The sequence below is a fragment of the Allonocardiopsis opalescens genome (genome assembly GCF_003002095.1).
Taxonomy (GTDB): Bacteria; Actinomycetota; Actinomycetes; order Streptosporangiales; family Streptosporangiaceae; genus Allonocardiopsis; species Allonocardiopsis opalescens.
Map to the genome: position 1 here is coordinate 67,155 of NZ_PVZC01000007.1, position 20,174 is coordinate 87,328.

Sequence of the window (20,174 nt, forward strand, 5' to 3'; positions counted from 1 at the left end):
CCGGACCGCTCTCAGCCGGCGTCCAGGCTCTCGGCGTAGACGTACGCGCCCGGCGCGGGCCGGCCGGGCAGCGTCTCGCTCAGGAAGCGCCGCAGCGCGGGAACCGGAGGGGGCGCGGCGAGCGCGGGCACCACATAGGCGACGAGTCCGCTTCCGCGCCGCTGTACCCGCGCGTCGCGCACGCCCGGATGGCGGCGCAGCGCCTCCTCGATCATCAGCGCGGCCGCCTGCGCGGCGCTGGGCGGCTCCGCGGGCAGCAGGTGGCCGGCCGGGTGGCGGCGCACCCGCAGCCCGGTCGCCAGGCAGGGGCCGGCCCCCTCGGGCAGGTCCACCCCGGCGGGGGCGGTGACCGCACTCCCCTCCCCCGCACCATCCAGGGACGGCCCCCAGATCAGCAGCTCACCCGGCACCCCGGGCGGCACCGGCCGACCGCGTGCGTCCACCACGGCCAGCGCCGTCCCCGGCGCCGCGCCGCCCAGCGGACCATGCACACCGCCGTCGGACCGGTGGACGAGCAGGGTCCCCCAGCCCCCGGTGCGCTCGGGCCCCCAGACGCTCACCAGCTGCGGCCCCCGGTCCCCGTGACGGGCGAACCAGGCTCCGGTATCGGGCGGCACCGGCCCGTCACCGCGCAGGAGGACCAGGCGGGGACCGTTCCCGGACCGCGGACCGCGGTAGGCCGCCGTCAAGGCCGGCAGCGCCGAGGCCGGCAGGCACAGCACATCGGCGCCGGCGGCCAGCGCGCGGGCCAGACCCCCCGCGGAGGCGTCCTGCCGCATCGCCTCCCGTGCGCAGTGCCGCGCGGCCGCCTGCTCCCAGCCCCGGTCGTGCGCGAGGAGCCACACATCGTCCGTGGTGCAGCCGAGGATGCCCGCCACCGCGCGCAGCCGGCCGTCCTGCCCGCCGTGCCGCGCGGCGCCGCGCCACTCGGCCGCCAGCCCGGCCGCCTCGGCGGGAGTGAGCAGCGGCAGGTCGTGCACGGCACGGTCCGGATCCTCGGCCATGGCGGCGAGCAGGACTCCCAGGTGCGCCGCCATCCGCTGGACGGTCGACGGGTCGAACAGGTCGGTGCTGTACTCCAGGTGGCCGTCCAGTCCGGCCGGGGTGCGCAGGAAGGACAGCTCCAGGTCCACCTTGGCCGCCACCACCGGCCGCGGCACGGGTTCGACGGTCAGCCCCGTGGGCGGAGGCGGCAGGGGAACCGGCTGGTTGTGCAGCGCGAACACGGTCTGGAAGAGCGGGTTGCGGTCCAGGGCGCGCTGGGGGCGCAGCTCGCGCACCAGCCACTCGAAGGGTACGTCGCCGTTGTCGAGCGCCGCCAGCACGGTGCCGCGCACCGTCCGCAGCAGCTCGCGCACGGTCGGATCCTCCGACAGCCTCCCTCTGACCAGCAGCGTGGTCGCGAAGCAGCCGACCGCTCCTTCGAGCCCGCTGCCGGCCCGGTTGGCGTACGGGGTGCCCACCAGCAGGTCCTCGCGGCCGCAGTAGCGCGACAGCAGCACGAAGTAGCCGGCGAGCAGCACCATGAACAGCGTCGCGCCCTCTTCGCGGCCGCGCCGCTCCAAGCGCTCCACCAACTCCTCCGGGAGGGTGAACAGGTACTCGGCGCCGGCGTGGCTCTCCCTGGCCGGCCTGGGCCGGTCGGTGGGAAGCTCCAGCTGTTCCGGCGCCCCGGCCAGGCTGTTCCGCCAGTGCGCGAGCCGCGCCGCGACCTCGGGCGATTCCAGCCGCTCGCGCTGCCAGACCGCGTAATCGGCGTACTGGACGCCAGGCGGCGGCAGCGCCGCGGGCCGCCCTTCGCACGCCGCCGCGTACAGCGCGATCAGCTCCCCCGCCAGTACGCGGATCGACCAGCCGTCGCTCACGATGTGGTGGACGGCGAGCACCAGCAGGTGGTGCCGCTCGGCCAGCCGGATCAGCGCGACCCGCAGGAGCGGCGGCGCGCCGAGGTCGAACGGGGCCGCGCCCAGCGCGGCGGCCCGCTCGGCCGCGGCCGCCTCGCGCCGCCGCACCGGCAGGCCGTCCACCGAGTCGACGGTGAGTGTCAGGGCCGCGTCGGGCACCACCACCTGCATCGGCACGTCGTCGCGCTCCACGATCGCCGTCCGCAGTGCCTCGTGCCTGTGTACCAGCTCGGCCAGGGCCGCGCGCAGCACCGCGGTGTCCAGTGGGCCGCGGAGCGTGAAGGCGCTCAGCTCGTTGTAGGCCGCCGACTCCGGGTAGATCCGCTCCACCAGCCACAGCCGCTCCTGCGCCGGCGACAGGGGCGCGGGCTCGGCAGGACGCGGCCGCCGGACCGGAGCGCCCGCCGCGCGCTCGGCGGCCAGTTCGCGCCGCAGCAGCAGCTCGGCCAGCCGCCGCCTGCGGTCCGCAGACCCGGGGCGGCCGCTCAGTCCAGGTCCTTCGCCCACGTCCGCAGCCTCCCCCGCAGGTAGCGGCGCGACTTCTCGATGTCATCGGCCTGCAGCCGGTCCTCGCGCAGGAATCCGACCTCCTGGCGGAACTCCGCCACCACGCCGCGGGTCGCGGGCGACGGCCGCAGCCCCTGGTTGAGATCGATGGCCTGAACGGCGGTCATCAGTTCCACCGCGAGCACGTACTCGCAGTTGTCCAGGATGGTCCACAGTTTGTAGGCGCTGGTGCCGCCCATGCTGACGTGGTCTTCCTGCAGCTGCGAGGTGGGGATGGTGTCGATGCTCGCCGGAGTGGCCAGCACCTTGTTCTCGTTGACCAGCGCCGCCGAGGTGTACTGCGGGATCATCAACCCCGAGTCCACCCCCGGTTCGGGGGCCAGGAAGTCCGGCAGCCCGTGCTGGCCGGAGAGCAGCTGGTAGGTGCGCCGCTCGGAGATGTTGGCCAGCTCGCTCATCGCGATGGCCAGGAAGTCCAGCGCGAAGGCGGTGGACTCCCCGTGCAGGTTCCCGCCCAGGATCACCTGGTCGTGCTCGGGGAAGAACAGCGGGTTGTCCGAGACGCTGTTGCACTCCCTGCCGACGATATCGCGTGCGAATCCACAGGTCTGGCGGACGGCGGCGTGCACCTGGGGTGCGCAGCGGAAGGAGTAGGGGTCCTCGCGCGCCGCATTGCCCTGCGGGAGGGTGTGGTGGTTGCTCCCGTCGAGCAGCCGCACCAGGTTGCCGGCCACCGCCGAACGCTCCGGATGCAGCGAGGTGGCGTGCAGGATGGGCTGGTAGAAGGTGTCGGCGCAGCTGAAGCCCTGGATGCTCAGGCCGGCGATCAGGTCCGCCGCCTTGATCAGCCGCTCGCTCCGCAGTACCGAGTCCAGAGCGAGCGCGTTGATGTACTGCACCCCGTTGGTCAGCGCCAGCCCCTCCTTGGGCTTGAGCCGCAGGGGCTTCCACCCCATCGCCTCCAGGACGGCGCCCGCGTCGGTGATCCGGCCGTCCACCCGCACCTTGCCGAGGCCGATGAGCGGCAGCGCCAGGTGCGCGAGCGGCGCCAGGTCGCCGCTGGCGCCCACCGTGCCCTTCTTGGGCACCACCGGGATCACGTCGGCGTTCCACAGGTCGAGCACCCGCTGCACCGCCTCCAGCGAGATGCCGGAGTAGCCGGCCCGGAAGGTGAGCAGTTTGACCAGCATCGCCAGCCGGGACACCCGCTCGGGCACCGGCTCGCCGACCCCGCAGGCGTGTGAGACCAGGTGCTTGTGCTGCAGCTCGGACATGCGGTCGGCGGGGATGCGCGTCTCGCACAGCGGGCCGAAGCCGGTGTTGATGCCGTAGATGTGGCGGTCCTGGGGTGCGATGCGCTCGACGTAGCGGGCGCCGGCGTCGATGCGCTCGGCCACTTCGGGCGCGAGGGCGAGCCGCGGCGGCTCATCGACCAGCGCCATCAGCGCGTCGAGCGAGTAGAAGTCGGTGGAGATCTCCACCGTGGGACGGTCGGCGGCTGCGCTCACATCGCTCTCGATTCGTCGGCGTCAGGAGGTGCTTCGTACTCGGCCAGCAGGGCTTCCACCTCGTCATCGGTGAGCCCGGCCAGCCGCTCCTCGATTCCGGCCAGTCGGCCGTCCAGACCCGCCTCGGCCAGTCGGCGCTCGACCTCCGCTGCGGTCCCCGCGACGGTGGGCCGGGCGAACAGGTCCTGGAGCGGTACGTCCGCTCCGTGGCGCTCCCTGATCCGGTTCACCAGCCGAGCGGCCTGCAGTGAGTTGCCGCCGAGCTGGAAGAAGTCGTCGTCGCGCCCGACCTCGGCTGCGCCCAGGACCTCGCCGACCAGTTCGGCGAGGTCACGCTCCAGGCCCGTACGCGGCGGGGCGGAGCCGCGCGCGGACGTCCGCTCGCCGGCCGGCGGCAGCGCGCGGCGGTCGAGCTTGCCGTTGGGCGTGCGGGGCAGCGCCGCCGGCCGGACCACCACGCCGGGCACCATGGTCCGCGGCAGCCGCTCGGCGAGGAAGTCGCGCAGCGCGGCGGTGTCGTGCGCCGGATCGGCCACGACGTAGAGGACGAGGTGCTGCCCCTGCCCCGCCTCCTGCACCGCGGCGGCGCACTCGCGCACCCCGGGGAAGCGGGCGGCGGCCCGCTCGACCTCCTCCAGCTCGACGCGGACCCCCATCAGCTTCACCTGGTTGTCCGTCCGGCCGACGAACTCCAGCTCGCCGTCGTGGCGCAGCCGGGCCAGGTCGCCGGTCCGGTACGCCCGGCCGCGCGGGCGGGCGCGCACCGAGGCGGCGAAGCGCGCGGCGGTGTCGTCGGGGTCGCCCAGGTAGCCGGCGGACAGGTACGGCCCCGCGATCCACAGCTCCCCGGTGACGCCGGCCGGGCACAGCCGCCCCTGGTCGTCCAGGACCAGCACGGCCCGGCCGTCGATGGGGCGGCCGATCGGAACGGCCGCGCCATCGGGCGGCACCGCGTCCACGGTGAAGGAGGTGGCGGCCACCGCCTCGGTCGGCCCGTAGATGTTGACCATGCGCACCCCGGCTCCCAGCACAGCGCGCGCCGCCGCCACCACGTCGGCGGGCAGCGGCTCTCCCACGAAGGCGACGGTCCGCAGGGCGGTGCCACCGCCGTCCGACCGCAGCCGTCGCAGGACCTCGCGGAACAGCCGCGGGATGACCTGGAGCACGGTGACGCGCCGCTCGCGCAGCCAGCGGGCCAGCGCACCGGGGTCGGCGCGCCCTCCGGCCGGGCGCATGCATAGCGCGGCACCGCTGCACAGCGCGCCGAAGATCTCGCAGTAGGCGACGTCGAAGGAGAGCGCGGCGAGCTGGCCGACCCGCTGCCCCGGGCCGATGCCGAGGGCGTCCGCCTGCCAGCGGACGAACTCCGCCAGATCGGCGTGGGTGTGCGGGATGCCCTTGGGCCGGCCGGTGGAGCCTGAGGTGTAGGCGATGTAGGCGAGGTCGCGCGGAACGGGCGCGGCGACGGGCCGCGGCGCCGCGGCACCGCGCGGTGGCACTCCCGGTACGCTCGACGGCTCCGCGCCGCCGCCGGCGTCGACCACCGCGACCGGCGCCGCCCCGGCCAGCGCGCCGGCGTGCCGCCCGGCCGCGGCGGCGTCGGCGACGACCAGGGCGGGCCGCAGTTCATCGATGAGCCCCCGCACGCGTGCACCGGGGTTGACCGGGTCGACGCAGGCGAAGGCGGCGCCGGCCTTCACCACACCCAGCAGCGCGACGATCGCGGCCGCGCCGGCGTCCATCAGCACGGCGACCGGGCGTCCCGGCACCGCGCCCAGTTCGGTGAGGCGGCCGGCCAGGCGCGCGGCCCGCGCCGCCACTTCGCGGTAGCTCAGCACCGTCGCGCCGTCGATCACGGCGTCGGCTTCCGGCGCCTCGGCCGCCCGGCGCTCGAACTGGTCGAGCAGAGTGGTGTCGGGTCCCGCGGCACCGGTCGCGTCGGCGGCGGCCAGAATGCGCAGCCGCCGCTCGTCGGGCAGCGACTCGGCCTCGCCCACCGGCCGGTGCGGATCCGCGGCGAAGCACTCCAGAAGGTGGGCCAGCACGGCGGCCAGTTCCTCGGCCGCGGCGGCCAGGTAGCGGTCGGTGCGGTACCGCAGGGCCGCGCCGCCGTCGCCGACCGCGAGCACGAGCGCGGTTCCCAGCGCGTCGGCGTCGGGCTCCCAGTCCTGCGCCGAGCCGTCGCCCGGACCCAGCACCAGCACCTGGCGCAGCGCCTCGCAGGGTCCGTCCAGACCGGCGGCGATGGTGTCGAAGGGCAGTTCGGCGGCGCTGTCGCGGGTCCGCTCAGCGTGCACGCGGGCGATCAGCTCGGCGGCGCTCTCGTCCTCGCGCACCGCGATCCGCACCGGTACCACGTCGGCCAGCGCCCCGACCACCGCCCGCTGACCACCGCCGGTGCGGCCTGCCGCCGGGGTCGCCATGACGACGTCGCGTCCCGCGCCGAACCTGCTCAGCGCGACCGCCGCTCCGGCGAGCAGCGCGTCATCAGCAGCCCCGGCCGGGCCGGCCGGAGCGGGAACGGGCGCCGCGACCGCGGCGGTGACCCAGCGGCCCGGGCCGGGGCCGTCCTGGGCTCCGGCCAGCGGCAGCCGCGCGGGCATCCCGGCGAGGCGCTCGCGCCAGTAGGCGGCCCTCGCGCGGCCATCAGCGCCACCGACGGCGCGGCGCAGCCAGACCGCGTGGTCGGCGGCTTGCAGGGGCGGATCCGCGCCGTCGCCGGGGGAGCCGCCGGCCGCCGCGGCGTGGTAGCCGCGCACCAGTGCGTCCATGACCCTGCGCAGCGACCATGCGTCCAGGGCGAGCGGGTCGGCTGCCGCGATCAGCAGCGACGCACCGGGCGACCGGGCCAGTCCCACCGCCAGCGGTTCGTCCGGCCCCGCGCCTGCGGCGAGGGCGGCGGCGAGGCCGCCGGCCCCGGTGCCGGCCGCGAGCGGGTCCAGCCGCCGCAGCCGGGCTCGGCCCGGAGGGCCGACGACCTGGCGCAGCGGTCCGCCGTCGTCCACGAGCACGGTGCGCAGCGCTTCGTACCGCTCCTCGACCCAGCCCAGGGCCGCGCCCACCGCCTCGGCGGAGGCGTCCGCCGGCAGCGGAGCGGTCGCGATCCTGCGCTCGGGCGCGGCGCCGGCGGCGCGCGCCGCGTGCAGCCGGCGCTGCGGCGGGGTGGGCGGCACCGGCTGGGCCCGGTCGACCCGGCGCGGCACCGGCACCCCCGCCGCGGCCAGTCTGCTGATCGGCAGCTCGGGGTCCCTGGCCAGCCGCCGCAGCAGCCCGGACAGGTCGGCGGCCAGCTCCGCGACCGTGTCGGCGCGCAGCAGGTCGGCGTCATAGCGCAGGACGGCGTCCAGGCCCGCCGCCCCGGGGGAGACGAAGAGAGCGAGGTCGTCTTGCGCCGTACCCGTCTCGACGGGGAAGGGGAGCAGGGCCGTCCCCGCGCCGAGGTCCAGTGGGACCGCCGGGAAGTTTTGGAAGGCGACCGCGGTGCGGAACAGCGGAGCCGCCGGCCCGCCGGGGCGGGCCGGCCGCCCGGCCAGTGCCTGGAGCGGCACCTCCTGGTGGTCGAGGACGTCGGTGACGGTGCGCGCGGTGCGCACCAGCAGCTCGCGGAAGCTGGGGTCGCCGGTGAGGTCGGCGCGGACCGGCAGCACGTTGACGAACGGGCCGATCAGCGCGTGCAGCCGCTCGTCGGGCCGGTTGGCGGTGGGGGTGCCGACGTGGAAGCGGCGCCGGCCGGTGTGCCGGTACAGCAGCACCTGGAAGGCGGCGAGCACCGCCATGTAGAGGGTGGCCGACTCCTCGGCGGCCAGTGCGGACAGCCGGCGGGCCGCCGGCCCGTCCACGGTGACGGCGCGATGGCCGCCGAGGAACCGCGGCACCGGGGCGCGCGGGTGGTCGAGCGGCGGCTCCAGCGGCTCCACCTCCTCGGCCAGCGCCCGCTCCCAGAACGCGTACTGCCCGGCCGGCTCGCGCGCCTCGGCCCTGGCCCGCTGCCAGCGCGCGTAGTCGGCGTACTGCAGCGCCGGCGGCGGCGCGGCGGGGCCCTGTCCGGTGGCGGCGCGGTACAGGGCGGCGAACTCCGTGAAGAAGACACCGAGTGACCATCCGTCGAAGACGGCGTGGTGGGCGACCAGGACCAGCCGCTCCTGCTCGCCGGGCGCCCGGATGAGGGCCGCCCGGAACAGCGGGCCGCGCGAGAGTTCGAAGGGCTCGGTGGCGAAGCTCCTCACGAGCGCATCGGCCTGCCCGGCGGAGCCGGCCTCCCGCACGGCCAGCGGAGTGTCGGGCACGGTGCTGGTCACCTGGAGGAGCCGATCGCCGTCGAGGACCAGGCGCGTGCGCAGCACGGAGTGCCTGCGCACGATCTCGCGCAGCGCTTCGCGGACGGCGGCGGCGTCCAATGCGCCATCGACACGGGCGCCGAAGGCCAGATTGTGCACGGCCGTTCCGGGCCTGAGCCGCTCGGCGAACCAGAACCGCTCCTGCGTCGACGACGCGGGAGCGCTGGAATCCCCAGGGCCGCGTTCCAGGGGTATCCGCATGAGAGAATTCCTCTCCCCCGGGCATTGAATTCGTTTCGCTTTTCCACCGCGGATTCTAGGAGACGCAGTCATACAGGCGTCAAGGAAGGGACTTGGACATCGCGTCCATCCGAATTTCCCTCTTCCGCTCGGCCGCGTCCGGCCAGACTATGGGTTTCCGCTATTCCAGTGAGAGGGGAAACCCGAATGGCGAATACCGAGGACGGCCTCCAGCGGGTCGTCGTCAACCACGAGGAGCAGTACTCGATCTGGCCCGCCGACCGGGAGCCGCCCGAAGGGTGGACCGCCGAGGGCTTCCAGGGCGACCGCGAGTCCTGCGTCGCCTACATCGACCAGGTGTGGACCGACATGCGCCCGCTGAGCCTGAGGCGCGCCATGGAGGAGGCGGCCCGAGGCGGCGGACCGGACGTCGAGCCGCCGGCCGCGCCGGCCGGTCCGCCGCTTCCCGACCGGCTGGCGGGCGCCGAGCACCGGGTCGACGTCGTCCTGCGCCCGGAGCCGTCGGCCGAGCGGCTGCGCGCCGCCGTCGAACGCGGCTACCTTCACCTGCGCTTCCCCGACACCGACGGCGGCACCGAGGTGGGGGTCGCACTGCACCCGCGTGATGCCGCCCTCGCCGAGGAGTCCGGTCGGATCACGCTGAGCGGCGAGTTCACCCTCGATTTCACGCCGCTGCACTGCACGGCGCTGATCGACACCGCCGCCTACAGCGGCAGCGCCCGCGTCGAGCGCCGCTGAGCGCCCGCCGCCTGCTCGACCCGCCGGGCGACCGCGGCCAGCCGGTCGTCCTCGAAGACCAGCCGGAGCGGCAGCTCCACAGCGAAGCGACCGTTGATCCGGCTGGTCATCCGGGTCGCCAAGAGCGAATCACCACCCAGATCGAAGAAGCCGTCGTGCCGCCCGACCACCGCGACGCCGAGCATCTCGCGCCACAGCGCCGCCAGTTCCGTCTCCATCCCGGGCTCGGGCGGCTCGGCCGCCGCAGCCGGGCGCTCGGCCACCGCCGCCGCGCGCACCAGCGCCGACCGGTCGACCTTGCCCGTACGGGTCCTGGGCAGCTCGTCGACGGCCGAGAAGAGCGCCGGGACCATGTAGTCGGGGAGCCGCCGGCGCACCGCGGCCCGCACGTCGCGGATCTCGGTCCCTGAACCGCCGAGACGCACCCAGGCGGCCAGCCGCGTTCCCGAAGGTCCCTCGGCCGGCACCACCGCCGCCTCCACCACTCCGCCGACCGCGGCGACGGCCGCCTCCACCTCGCCGACCTCCACCCGGTGGCCGCGGATCTTGACCTGCGTGTCGATCCGTCCGATCAGCTCCAGGCCGCGCCGGGTCCACCGGGCGCGATCGCCGCTGCGGTAGCAGCGGGCCCCCGGCCCGCCGGCCGGATCCGGCAGGAAGGCGGCGGCGGTCAGGCCCGGCCGGCCCAGGTAGCCGCGCGCCACCCCGACCCCCTGGCACAAGATCTCGCCGGGCACGCCCACCGGAACCGCGGTCAACCCGGCGTTCACCACCGTCTGCCGGGAGCCGGGCAGCGGGAACCCGACGGGTACCGGCTCGGCACCGGCCGGCACCTCGGCGGAGGTGGAGCAGAAGCTGTCCTCGGTCGGCCCGTAGAGGTTCAGCACCCGCGCCGCGCCGGCCTCGCGCAGCCGGCGCACCAGCGGCTCGGGCAGCGCCTCACCGCCCGACGCCACGACCCGTCCGCAGGCCCACCCCGCGATGCCGCCGTCCCCGGGCGGTGCCGTCTCGGCGAGTGCGGCGAGTGCGGAGGGGACGCCGGTCACGCACATCACGCGCTCGCGTTCGGCCAGTTCAGGCAGGTCGAGCACGCTGTCGGCCAGCACGGCGGTACCGCCGGCGGCCAGCGGGCCGAAAAGCTCGAAGACCGAGAAGTCGAAAGCGATCGAGGTGCCCGCCAGCACCCCCGACAGCTCCGTCGGACTGAAGGCCCGCGCCGCCCAGCCGATGCGAGCCAGCACGCCGCTGTGGGTCACCACGACGCCCTTGGGCCGGCCGGTCGAGCCGGAGGTGTACAGGACGTACGCCGCCTGCTCGGGATGGGCGAGCGCGGCCGGCGGCGCCGGCGGCGCCGCCAGGGCCGTCTCGACGGTGAGCACCGGGACGTCCCAGGTATCGAGCCACCCGGCCGTCTCGGTATCGGCGAGGACGATGCGCACGCCCGCGTCGGCCAGCATCTCGGCGCGGCGCTGCGCCGGGTCGGCGAGCCGGACCGGCAGATAGGCGGCACCGGCCGCCAGCACGCCGAGCACGGCGACGGGCAGCAGCGAGGTGCGCTCGTGGCAGACCGCGACGCGGTCCTCGGCGCCGATCCCCCACGCGCGCAGGGCCGAGGCGACCCGGCGCACCGCGTCCGCCAGACCCGCGTAGCTCAGGGCGCCGTCGGGCGCGGCCACCGCGACCCGGTCCGGAGTCCTGGCCGCCTGGGCCAGCACGGCGCCGTGCACGCCGTCCGCGCCCGCCGCCGGCGCCGGGCCTCCGTCGCCCCAGGCGGCCAGCAGCCGCCGCTCGCCCTCGGCCACGAGGTCGATCCCGGCCGCCGCGGCGTCGGGATCGGCGACAAGTGCGGCGGCCAGCCGCAGGAAGCGGTCGGCGAGAGCGGCCGCGGACTCGGCCGCGAACAGCTCGGCGTCGTACTCGAAGGCGACGTCCAGTCCGCCGCCGGGCTCGGGGCGGACCATCACGGTGAGGTCGAACTTGGCGGCGCCCGTCTCCAGCGGCTCCAAGCGGGTGCGCAGCCCGCTCAGCTCCGGCTCCGGCGCCTGGCGCTCGACGGCGAGCATGACCTGGAACAGCGGCGTGCCCGCCTGGGTGCCGGAGCCCGCCGTCTCCTTGACGACCTGCGCGAAGGGCGTGTCCTGGTGGGCCAGCGCCTCGGCCGCCTCAGTGCCGCAGCGCCGCAGCAGCTCGCGGAAGCCGGGCCGCCCGGTGAGGTCGGCGCGCAGCACCACCGTGTTGGCCAGGCAGCCGAAGAGCCGCTGCGACTCGGGCGAGGTCCGGCAGGCGACGGGTGTGCCGATCCCGAACTCCTCCTGGCCGCTCTCGGCGCCCAGCAGGGCGGCGAGCAGGGCGGCCAGCGCGGCGAATCGGGTGGTCCCCTCGGCTCGCGCCAGCTCGTCCAGCGCGCCGACCGTACCGGCGTCCACGGTTCGGCGCACGGTCGCGGCCGGGCGGCGCCCCGCACCCCGGCGCGGCGCGTCGGCCGGCAGGCGCAGAGCCGGCAGCCCCGCGAGCCGCTCGCTCCACCATGCCAGGCCCTGCTCCCCCGCGGACGGCGGCGCGGCGGCCCAGCTCGGATAGTGGCCGGCCGGGGCGGTCGGCGGGCCGTCGGCGCGGTAGGCGGCGGCGAGGTCCTCGGCGAGCAGTTCGAGCGACCAGCCGTCGCAGCCGGCGTGGTGGGCGACGAAGACGAGCCGGTGGTCGTCGGGCCCCAGCCGCAGCAGCCTAGCCCGCCACAGCGGTCCGGCGGCCAGGTCGAAGCGGCGGCGGGCCTCCTCGCGAGCGATGCGGTCCGCCTCGGCCGCGTCCCGCACCTCGGTGACGGGGAGCCGTGGCGGCCGCGGCTCGGCCAGGCGCTGGCGCGGGACGCCGTCGACCAGCGGGAAGTGCAGCCGCATCCCGTCGTGGCGCGCCACCGCCGCGCGCAGCGCCCGCTCCAGCCGGCCGGGGTCCAGCGGACCGGCCAGGTGCAGCACCGCGGGCAGGTGGTAGGCGGGGTCGTCCGGGTCGAGCGAGGACAGCAGCCAGAACCGCTCCTGTGTGTGGGTGAGCGGGAGGTCGACCGCGGCCGGCGGCACGGGCGCGGACAGGCGCCCGCGGGCCGGGGCCGCGTCGACGGCCGCGGCCAGGCCGGCGACCGTCGGGGCGGCCAGGAACTCCTCCAGGGTGACGCGGGCGCCGGTGCGCTCCTCCACGCGGGCCAGCAGGCGCATGGCCAGCAGCGAGTGCCCGCCCTGCGCGAAGAAGCCCTCGTCGCCGGCCGGGTCGCCGGTGTCCAGCAGCGCGGCCCACTCCTCGGCCACCGCGGCCTCGGTGGCCGAGGGAGCGGCCCGCCGCGGCGGGGCGGGGCGGGCGGCGGCCGGGGCCAGGGAGCGGAGCGCGCCGCGGTCGACCTTGCCGGTCGACGTCCTGGGCAGCCGGTCGAGCACGGCGTAGCGGGCCGGCACCAGGGCGGCCGGCAGCCGCGCCGCGGCGAAGGCGCGCAGTTCCTCCGCAGTCGCCGTTCCCGCCGTGTAGCCGACGAGGGCCGCACCGGCGCTGCCCGGGTCGTGCACGGCGACGGCCGCCTCGCGGACGCCTGGGCACTCGGCGAGCACCGCCGCGACCTCGCCCGGCTCGATCCGCACCCCTCTGAGCTTGACCTGGTCGTCGTCGCGGCCGAGGAAGACCAGTGAGCCGTCGGGACGGCGGCGGGCGAGGTCCCCGGTGCGGTAGCGGCGCTCCCCGCCCGCTGCGGGGACGAAGCGCTCGGCGGTCCGCCCGGGGGCGTGCGCGTAGCCCCGGGCCAGCCCGGGCCCGCGCAGGAACAGCTCGCCGGGCACGCCGATGTCGGCCGGGCGGTCCTGCGGGCCCAGCACCTCGGCCGCGCCGCCGGGCAGCGGCCGGCCGATGGAGACGATGCCGGGTCCGCGCGGGTCGATCCGGGCCGCGGTCGAGTAGGTGGTGTCCTCCGTCGGGCCGTAGAGGTTGAGCAGCCGTACGCCGTCCCCGATCCGGGCGGCCAGCGCGGCGGGCAGCCGCTCGCCGGCCAGGTTCACGGCCCGCACCGACGCGGGCAGACCGTCGCGCAGCAGCTCGGCCATCAGCGAGGGCACCGTGTTGACGAGGGTGGCGTGCTCGCGCTCGGGCAGCCGCGGCAGGTCGAGGGTGTGCCCGGCCAGCAGCACGGTTCCGCCGGCCGCCAGCGGCACCAGCAGTTCGAACGCCGACAGATCGAAGGTGAGCGGGGTCCCGGCGAGCACCCCGGCCAGCTCCTGCCGCCCGAATGCCGACACCCCCCAGTCGGCCAGCGCCGCCAGCCCGCCCCTGGTGAGGTCGACGCCCTTGGGCCGGCCGGTGGAGCCGGAGGTGAACAGGGTGTAGGCGAGCTGGGCCGGGTGGGCGGGCTCAGGGGTCGCAAGCGGCCCCGCGCCGGGCCGGGCCGCGTCGAGCCGCAGCACCGGGGCGGCGCCGGCCAAGTGCGCGGCGGCGGTGTCCGCGTCGGCCAGCACCAGGGCGGGCCTCAGCTCCGCCAGCAGCATCCGCACGCGTGCGGGCGGCTGGGCGGTGTCGACGGGGCAGTAGGCGCCGCCCGCCCACAGCACCCCGAGCAGCCCCGCGAGCAGTTCGGGGGTGCGGGCGGCCGCGACGGCGACCCGCGTCTCGGGTCCCACTCCCTGCTCGCGCAGCTTCCCCGCGACCGCCGCGGCCGCCGCGGTCAGCGCGGCGTAGGTCACGGCGTGCCCGCCCTGGCGCACGGCCACCGCGTCGGGGACGCGCCGCGCGGTGGCGGCGACCCGCTCCACCAGGTCGGCGGGCGGTGCGGCGACCGCGAGCCGGCCCGTGCCGGCGACAGGGCCGCCGCTGCCGGACAGCGCCGACAGGCGCAGCGCCGGATCGGCGAGCACCGCCTCCACGCACCGCGCGTAGCGGTCGGCGATCGCGCCGGCACCCGCGTCGTCGAGCAGGTCGGCGGCGTAGCGCACCACCAGCACGAGGCCGTCGGCGGTCGGACCGACCTCCACCGCCAGGTCCACGGGCAGGTCGGGTGGCGGCAGTGGGAGTGTACGGGCCGGCAGCCCGGCGAGTTCCACGGCGCGGCCGGGCGCGCCGATCGCGACCGCGGCGGCCGAGGCGCCGGCGAAGGCGGGCGGGCTGTGGAAGACGAACATCACGTCGTACAGCGGGTTGCGCCCGTCGGTCCGGGAGGCGCCCACCGCTTGGACCACCGAGGCGAAGGGCAGGTCCTGGTGGTCGAGGGCGGCGAGGACCGTGGCGTGCACCCGGGCGAGCAGTTCGTCGAAGCGCGGATCGCCGGCCACGCGCGTGCGGAGCGCCAGGGGGTTGGCGAAGAAGCCGACGGCCGACCGGGCGGCCGTGTCGCGCCGTCCGGCGGCCGGGCTGCCCACCACCACGTCGGAGCCGTCGCCGTAGCCGGCCAGCACCGCTTTGAGCACGGCGAGCAGCACCGTGTAGGTGGTGGTGCCGTGGCGCTCGGCGAGCGCGCGCGGCGCGGCGGGGTCGGCGAGCCGCAGCTCGCGGACGACCGCGCCGGCCGCCAGGCGGGCGGGGCCCGTGCGGTGGCGCTCCGCGGGCAGCGGCGTCGGCCGGTGCCCGCCGGCCAGCGCCGCCGCCCACCACCGCCGGTCGTCCTCGCCTCCGCCGGCCGGCGGAGGCGGCGCCCATCCGGCCGCCGCGGGCAGCTCCGGGGTGCGGCCGGCCGCGAAGGCGCGGTAGGCGGTGTCGAACTCCGCCAGCAGCAGTGTGGCCGACCACAGGTCGACGGCGGCGTGGTGCGCGGCGACGGCGAGCAGGTCGTGGTCGCGGCGGCGCAGCAGCGCCGCCCGCAGCAGCGGCGGGCGCGTCAGGTCGAAGGGGGCGGCGGTGCGGGCCAGGGCGGCGTCGACCTCCGCGGGGTCCCAGTCCGACGCCTCTGCCACGCGCAGTTCCGCGGCGGCCTCGGTGACGCGCGCCTCGGGTGCGCCGTCCCGGCCCACCAGTGCGGTGCGCAGCTGCGGATGGCGGGCGACGAGCAGGTCCAGGGTGCGCCGCAGCGCTCCGGCGTCGAGCCGCCCCTCGACGCGGAAGGCGCGAGCCAGCACATGCGCGGTGGTGCCGGGGTGGCGCTGCTCCAGGAACCAGGTGGCCGCCTGGGACGGGGTGGCGCCCGGCACCGCGGCTGCTTCGGCGGGCGACGCGGACCGCGGCGCGGCGGGCTCGTCGACGATGCGGTCGGCGACCAGCCCGGCCAGTTCGGCCACGGTGGCCGCCCCGTACAGTTCGCGCAGGTCGATGCGCGCCGCCCAGCGCGCGGCGATGTCGCCCTGGAGCTGGGCGGCGGTCAGGGAGTCCAGGCCGCAGGCGGCCAGCGGGGTGTCCCCCGAGATCCGCTCGGCCGCCGTCCCCGTCGCCGATGACAGCCAGGCCGCGAGCGAGGCGGCGACGGCCGCCGCTCGGCGCTCGGGGGCGAGCCCGGCCAGCGCGCGGTGGGCGACCAGGCCCGATGGCGCGGTCCTGCCGTTCAGCCCCTCGGGCACGCGCTCTTCCACCACCACGGCGAAGCCGTCGGACAGGTAGCGTTCGCGTGCGGTCGAGCGGCGTACCTTGCCGCTCGTCGTACGCGGCAGGGCGCCTCTGGCGACGAGGGCGACCGCGTGGGGGCGCACCCGCGCCGCTTCGGCCACCGCCGCCCGGACGCCGTCGAGCAGTTCCAGGCAGCGCTCCGGGTCGCGTACGCCCCTGGGGAGTTCGGCCAGCACGACGATGCGCTCCTCACCGCCGCTGTCGACGCCGAAGGCCGCCGCGGTGGAGCCGGCCAGCTCGGGCACCCCGGCGCGCACCGCCTCCTCCAGATCCTCAGGGAACACATTGCGCCCCCTGACCACGATCATGTCCGTGGCCCTGCCGTTGATGTAGAGCTCACCGTCGCGCTGGAAGCCGAGGTCGCCGGTGCGCAGCCAGCCGTCGGCGGTGAACGCGGCGGCGGTCGCCTCGGGCCGGTTCCAGTAACCCGCCGTGACGCTCGGCCCCGCGATGCGGATCTCGCCCGTCTCGCCCGCGGCCGCCGGCGCGCCGCTCACCGGGTCCACCACGGCCACGCGGTGCCCCGCCACCGCGGTTCCCGCGGCCACCAGCTCGGTGCCGCCCGCGTCGCGCACGGTGGCGGCTCCCGCGCCCCGCCGTCCTCCGGTGGCGATCAGGGTCGTCTCCGCCAGGCCGTAGCAGGGGTAGAAGGCGCCGGGCCGGAAGCCCGAGCCGGCGAAGGCGGCGGCGAAGCGCTCCAGCGTGCGCGGGCGTACCGGATCGGAGCCGATGAAGGCCAGCTCCCAGGCCGACAGGTCGAGGGCGGCGCGCTCGGCCGCGGTACTGCGGGCGACACACGCCTCGTAGGCGAAGTTCGGACCGCCCGACGCGGTGGCCCGTTCCTCGGCGACCGCCCTCAGCCACTCCATCGGGTCGCGGGCGAAGATCTGGGGCGGCATGAGCGTGACCGGGATACCGGTCCACAGCGGGGCCAGGATGCCGCCGATCAGCCCCATGTCGTGGTAGGGAGGCAGCCACAGCAGCACCCGGTCGTCCTCGTCGAGGGCCATGGCGGTGCGGATCGCCTCCAGGTTGGCCGCCAGGCTGGCGTGGGTCACCATCACGCCCTTGGGGGCCCCGGTCGAACCGGACGTGTACTGGAGGAAGGCGAGCTCCTCCGCCGGGCCGCCGCGGTCGGGCGTGTCGACCGCGACGAGCCCGTCAGCGGTGATGGCCGCCCGGGCGCCGGCGTCGGCGATGACGGGATGCCGTGCCAGGTCGGCCGCGCCGCCCCGTCCGCTGGTGGCGGGCGGGACCGGCACGGCCACCGCGCCGGCCCGCTGGCAGGCGAGGAAGCCGACGACGTACTCGGGTCCCGGCGGCAGGTACAGCGCCACCCGCTCACCGCGCCCGGCCAGCGAGCCCATCTCCGCGGCTCTGCGCTCGACCTCGGCGGCGAGGGCGCCGTAGGTCAGCGACCGGGTGTCGGAGCCGGGCCTCCGGAAACGGTAGGCGGTCCGGTGCGGCGACTCGGCCGCACGCCGGTCCAGAACGCGGGCGAGGTCGGACGTGCGCTGGTGGACTCCCACGGTCGCTCCGTTTTGCTCGTCTTCACACTTCAGGCGAGAGTGCCGAGCCTTTCGGCCCGACTTTGCAGTTCTTCGGCCAGGCTCAGCCAGGCCGTGGCGCATTCGGTCGCGATCTGGGCGACGGCGGGGATACAGTGCGAGGGGACGGAGTCGGCGATTTCCTGCCATGATCCGCTCTGCACGATCCGGGATCCGAGCCATCGGACCATATGTCGTCCAGATTCCGAATATCGCACCGACGGGTCTTTCCTGAGATTATCCAGCAGTACCGCAGGGTCGACACCGTTCCGCGGTCGCGGCCGGTTCAGCGAGATAGTGCTATGCGCGGGTTCACGTTTACCTTTGCGCACGCCTTCGGGGATGGGATCGCGCCCCTCGTCGATCCGCTTGCGCACGTCGCGCGCCGTTCCCACCGATATCCCGGCGTTTCGGGCGATCTCGCGCAGGGAAGCCTCAGGACGCCGGGCGATCAGCTCGGCCGCGCGCCGGCGCCCGTCGGCGAAGTTGAGCGGTCGGGTCTTCCCGTCGCGCCCGACACGGCTGTGCAACTGCGGTATCTCCTCGGTTGCACTGGCGCGTATACCGCGGATGGTGCGCGCGGAGAGTCCGGCGACCGCGGCGATCGACCGGTCCGACCACTGCGGATACAGGTCGAGGATGCGCTTGGCCGCGGCATGGCGGTCCGACAGCGACAGCGGGAGCCCGTAGGCGATATTGGCCTCCACGGCGCGCACGAACGCCTCGCTCGCATCGCCGTCGAAGAAGGTGGCGGAGATCTTCTCGTCGCCGCGCATGATCGCCGCCCTGACGCGGTGCATGCCGTCGATGACCCGCATGGTCGAGCGGTGGACCAGAATGGCCGGAAGTCGCGCGTCGGTCTCGGCCAGAATTTGAGTGTGGTCGACATCCTCACCAAGGAGCCGGGGGGAGCCGTCCAGCACGAGCGAGTCGATATCAAGTAGCACTGAATTATTCTCAGTGGCTTCTACGTTACCTTCCGAGCAAAACAAAACGCACTCCCCCGGGGTTACCGCAGGTTCCGCACGAACAAGGTAACTGTAAGCGAGATAACCATTGATCATCAATATTTACAATCCTCATGTCTTTCTCAAACGCCCCAATGTATACTTTCGAAGTTTTGCCTCCAGCGCACAACGCACCGCAATGAAAGCATCACCGATCGTGTTCTTCCATGATCAACCGGACATACCACCGGCCTGCACCCGGCGCACATGAGACCAATGCGCGGCGGCCCGCGGTCCGGGTGCCGCGACGCGCCGAGCGGGCCGACGGGCGCCACCGCGCCCTCCGGTGCACGGCGGCTCCTGGTGCACTCGGTCCGCACGCCGTTACATTCCGATCAGCACGGCCGCGGCGAGACGCGGCGCGTCCGCGCGATATGCACCCCGTCCCGCCAGGGAGGCACGGTGACCCGGACATCCCTCGGCCCGGCCTTCCAGCGGCTCTGGCTGGCGTCGGGCCTGTCCAACACCGCCGACGGCGTCATCGCGGTGGGCGTTCCCATCCTCGCGGTGGGCCTCACCCGCTCCCCGCTGCTCGTCTCGCTGCTCACCACCGCGCTCACCACGCCCTGGCTCATCCTCACCCTGCACGCCGGCGTGCTGGCCGACCGCTACGACAGGCGGCTCATCGTGCTGCTGGCCGGCTGCTGCCGCGCCGTCGCGCTCGGCGCCGCCGCGGTGGCGGCCGCCGCGGGCCTGCTCAGCCTGCCGCTGCTGTACGCCGTCGTGATCGTGATCGGCTGCGCCCAGGTCTTCGGAGACACCACCACGCAGTCGCTGGTCCCCATGACCGTCGCCAAGGAGCGGCTGGGCGCCGCCAACGGGCGCTTGTTCGCGGTGCAGACCATCGGCGATGCCTTCCTGGGCGCGCCGATCGGCGGCGTCCTGGTCGGCGTGGCCGCCGCGGCGGTGTTCGGCCTGCCCGGCGTCCTGTACGCGGTGGCCGTCGTCCTCCTACTGGCGATGCCGGGCCGCTACCGCGCCCCGGCCGCCCCGGCGCGCCCCATGAGGGCCGATATCGCCGAGGGCCTCCGCTACCTCGGACGGCATCGCGTGCTGCGCGCCCTCGCCGTCTACGCCGGCGCGTGGAACTTCGCCACCACCGCCTACATGGCCGTCCTAGTGCTGTGGGTGGTCGGCCCCGAGTCGGCCGTGGGGCTCAGCCCGGCCGGCTTCGGGCTGCTTGGCGTGGCCTTGGCCGCGGGTGCCGTCGCCGGCTCGCTGGCGGCCGAGCGCTTCGCCGGACTGGTCGGCGAGACCCGCCTGCTGCTCACCGCGAACGTCACCGGCGCGCTGATCATGGTCGTCCCCGTCCTGGCCCCCACCCCGTGGGCGCTCTTCCCGGCCGCGGCCGCCGTCGGCGCCACCCAGATGGGCGCCAATGTCATCGTGGTGTCGCTGCGGCAGCGGCTCATCCCCGACCCGCTGCTCGGCCGCGTGAACGCCAGCTACCGGCTCATCGGCGAGGGCAGCACCCCCCTGGGCGCCGCCGCGGGCGGGGCGGTCGCCGCCCTGGCCGGACTCCCCGTACTGTTCTGCCTGGCCGCCGCCGGCTGTCTGGCCGCCGGCCTGTACGCGGGCCGCATGGTGACCGCCCGGTCGGTGGCCGCCGTCGAACTCCAGGGATCGGACTGACACCGAGGTGCCGATCGCCAACACCGTCACCACGAACGGCGCGTGCGTCTGGTGGAGCGGGGCGAGCATCGGATTCTGAAACGCCCGGAGCGCGCCCCGGTAAGCGCCTTCTACACCTCGTGTACCCATCACCGCACGGCGTACGACGGGGATTCGCCCAGCCGACACCGCTGAGACCGGCAGACGCGATCAGGCGCGCTCCCCGAACGGGCTCGACGGATACCGGACGGTG

7 protein-coding genes are annotated in these 20,174 nt (G+C 75.7%); 2 read left to right on the plus strand and 5 right to left on the minus strand.

The features are described from left to right. Positions 1–11 precede the first annotated feature (11 nt). The 3 genes from CLV72_RS22165 to CLV72_RS22175 are packed head-to-tail and all read right to left on the minus strand — an operon-like array spanning position 12 to position 8,457. The gene (locus CLV72_RS22165) at positions 12–2,411 is read right to left on the minus strand and encodes a condensation domain-containing protein (protein ID WP_106249781.1); all 2,400 of its coding nucleotides are present in this window, start codon (positions 2,409–2,411) and stop codon (positions 12–14) included. After that, positions 2,390–3,919 (minus strand): histidine ammonia-lyase, encoded by a 1,530-nt coding sequence (gene hutH / locus CLV72_RS22170; protein ID WP_245930377.1) that lies wholly within the window; start codon positions 3,917–3,919, stop codon positions 2,390–2,392. Before hutH ends, CLV72_RS22165 begins: the two co-directional genes overlap by 22 nt. Continuing rightward, positions 3,916–8,457 carry a non-ribosomal peptide synthetase gene (locus CLV72_RS22175; protein ID WP_170141073.1) on the minus strand — a complete coding sequence of 1,514 codons (4,542 nt, stop codon included), beginning with the start codon at positions 8,455–8,457 and terminating at the stop codon, positions 3,916–3,918. The genes hutH and CLV72_RS22175 overlap by 4 nt, the downstream gene beginning before the upstream one ends. Positions 8,458–8,643: 186 nt before the next feature. Between CLV72_RS22175 and CLV72_RS33985 the strand changes: the two genes are divergently transcribed. Beyond that, complete coding sequence (locus tag CLV72_RS33985; RefSeq protein ID WP_106249786.1) at positions 8,644–9,195, plus strand: MbtH family protein; 552 nt, start codon at positions 8,644–8,646, stop codon at positions 9,193–9,195. On the opposite strand, the gene CLV72_RS22185 is transcribed toward CLV72_RS33985, so the two are convergent. Next, positions 9,162–17,285: a non-ribosomal peptide synthetase gene (locus CLV72_RS22185; protein WP_170141074.1), complete on the minus strand. Its 8,124-nt coding sequence runs from the start codon at positions 17,283–17,285 to the stop codon at positions 9,162–9,164. The two genes, CLV72_RS33985 and CLV72_RS22185, sit on opposite strands and share 34 nt — an antisense overlap. 29 nt (positions 17,286–17,314) lie before the next feature. Further along, positions 17,315–18,250: a ParB/RepB/Spo0J family partition protein gene (locus CLV72_RS22190; RefSeq protein ID WP_211303037.1), complete on the minus strand. Its 936-nt coding sequence runs from the start codon at positions 18,248–18,250 to the stop codon at positions 17,315–17,317. Between the two features lie 462 nt (positions 18,251–18,712). Here CLV72_RS22190 and CLV72_RS22195 point away from each other — a divergent pair, with 462 nt between their 5' ends. Further along, positions 18,713–19,942 carry an MFS transporter gene (locus CLV72_RS22195; protein WP_170141075.1) on the plus strand — a complete coding sequence of 410 codons (1,230 nt, stop codon included), beginning with the start codon at positions 18,713–18,715 and terminating at the stop codon, positions 19,940–19,942. Positions 19,943–20,174: the final 232 nt, after the last annotated feature.

Coding starts and splice junctions, on each gene's coding strand:
- CLV72_RS33985 (WP_106249786.1), top strand. CDS start 8,644: ATGGCGAATACCGAGGACGGCCTCCAGCGGGTCGTCGTCAACCACGAG.
- CLV72_RS22175 (WP_170141073.1), bottom strand. CDS start 8,457: ATGCGGATACCCCTGGAACGCGGCCCTGGGGATTCCAGCGCTCCCGCG.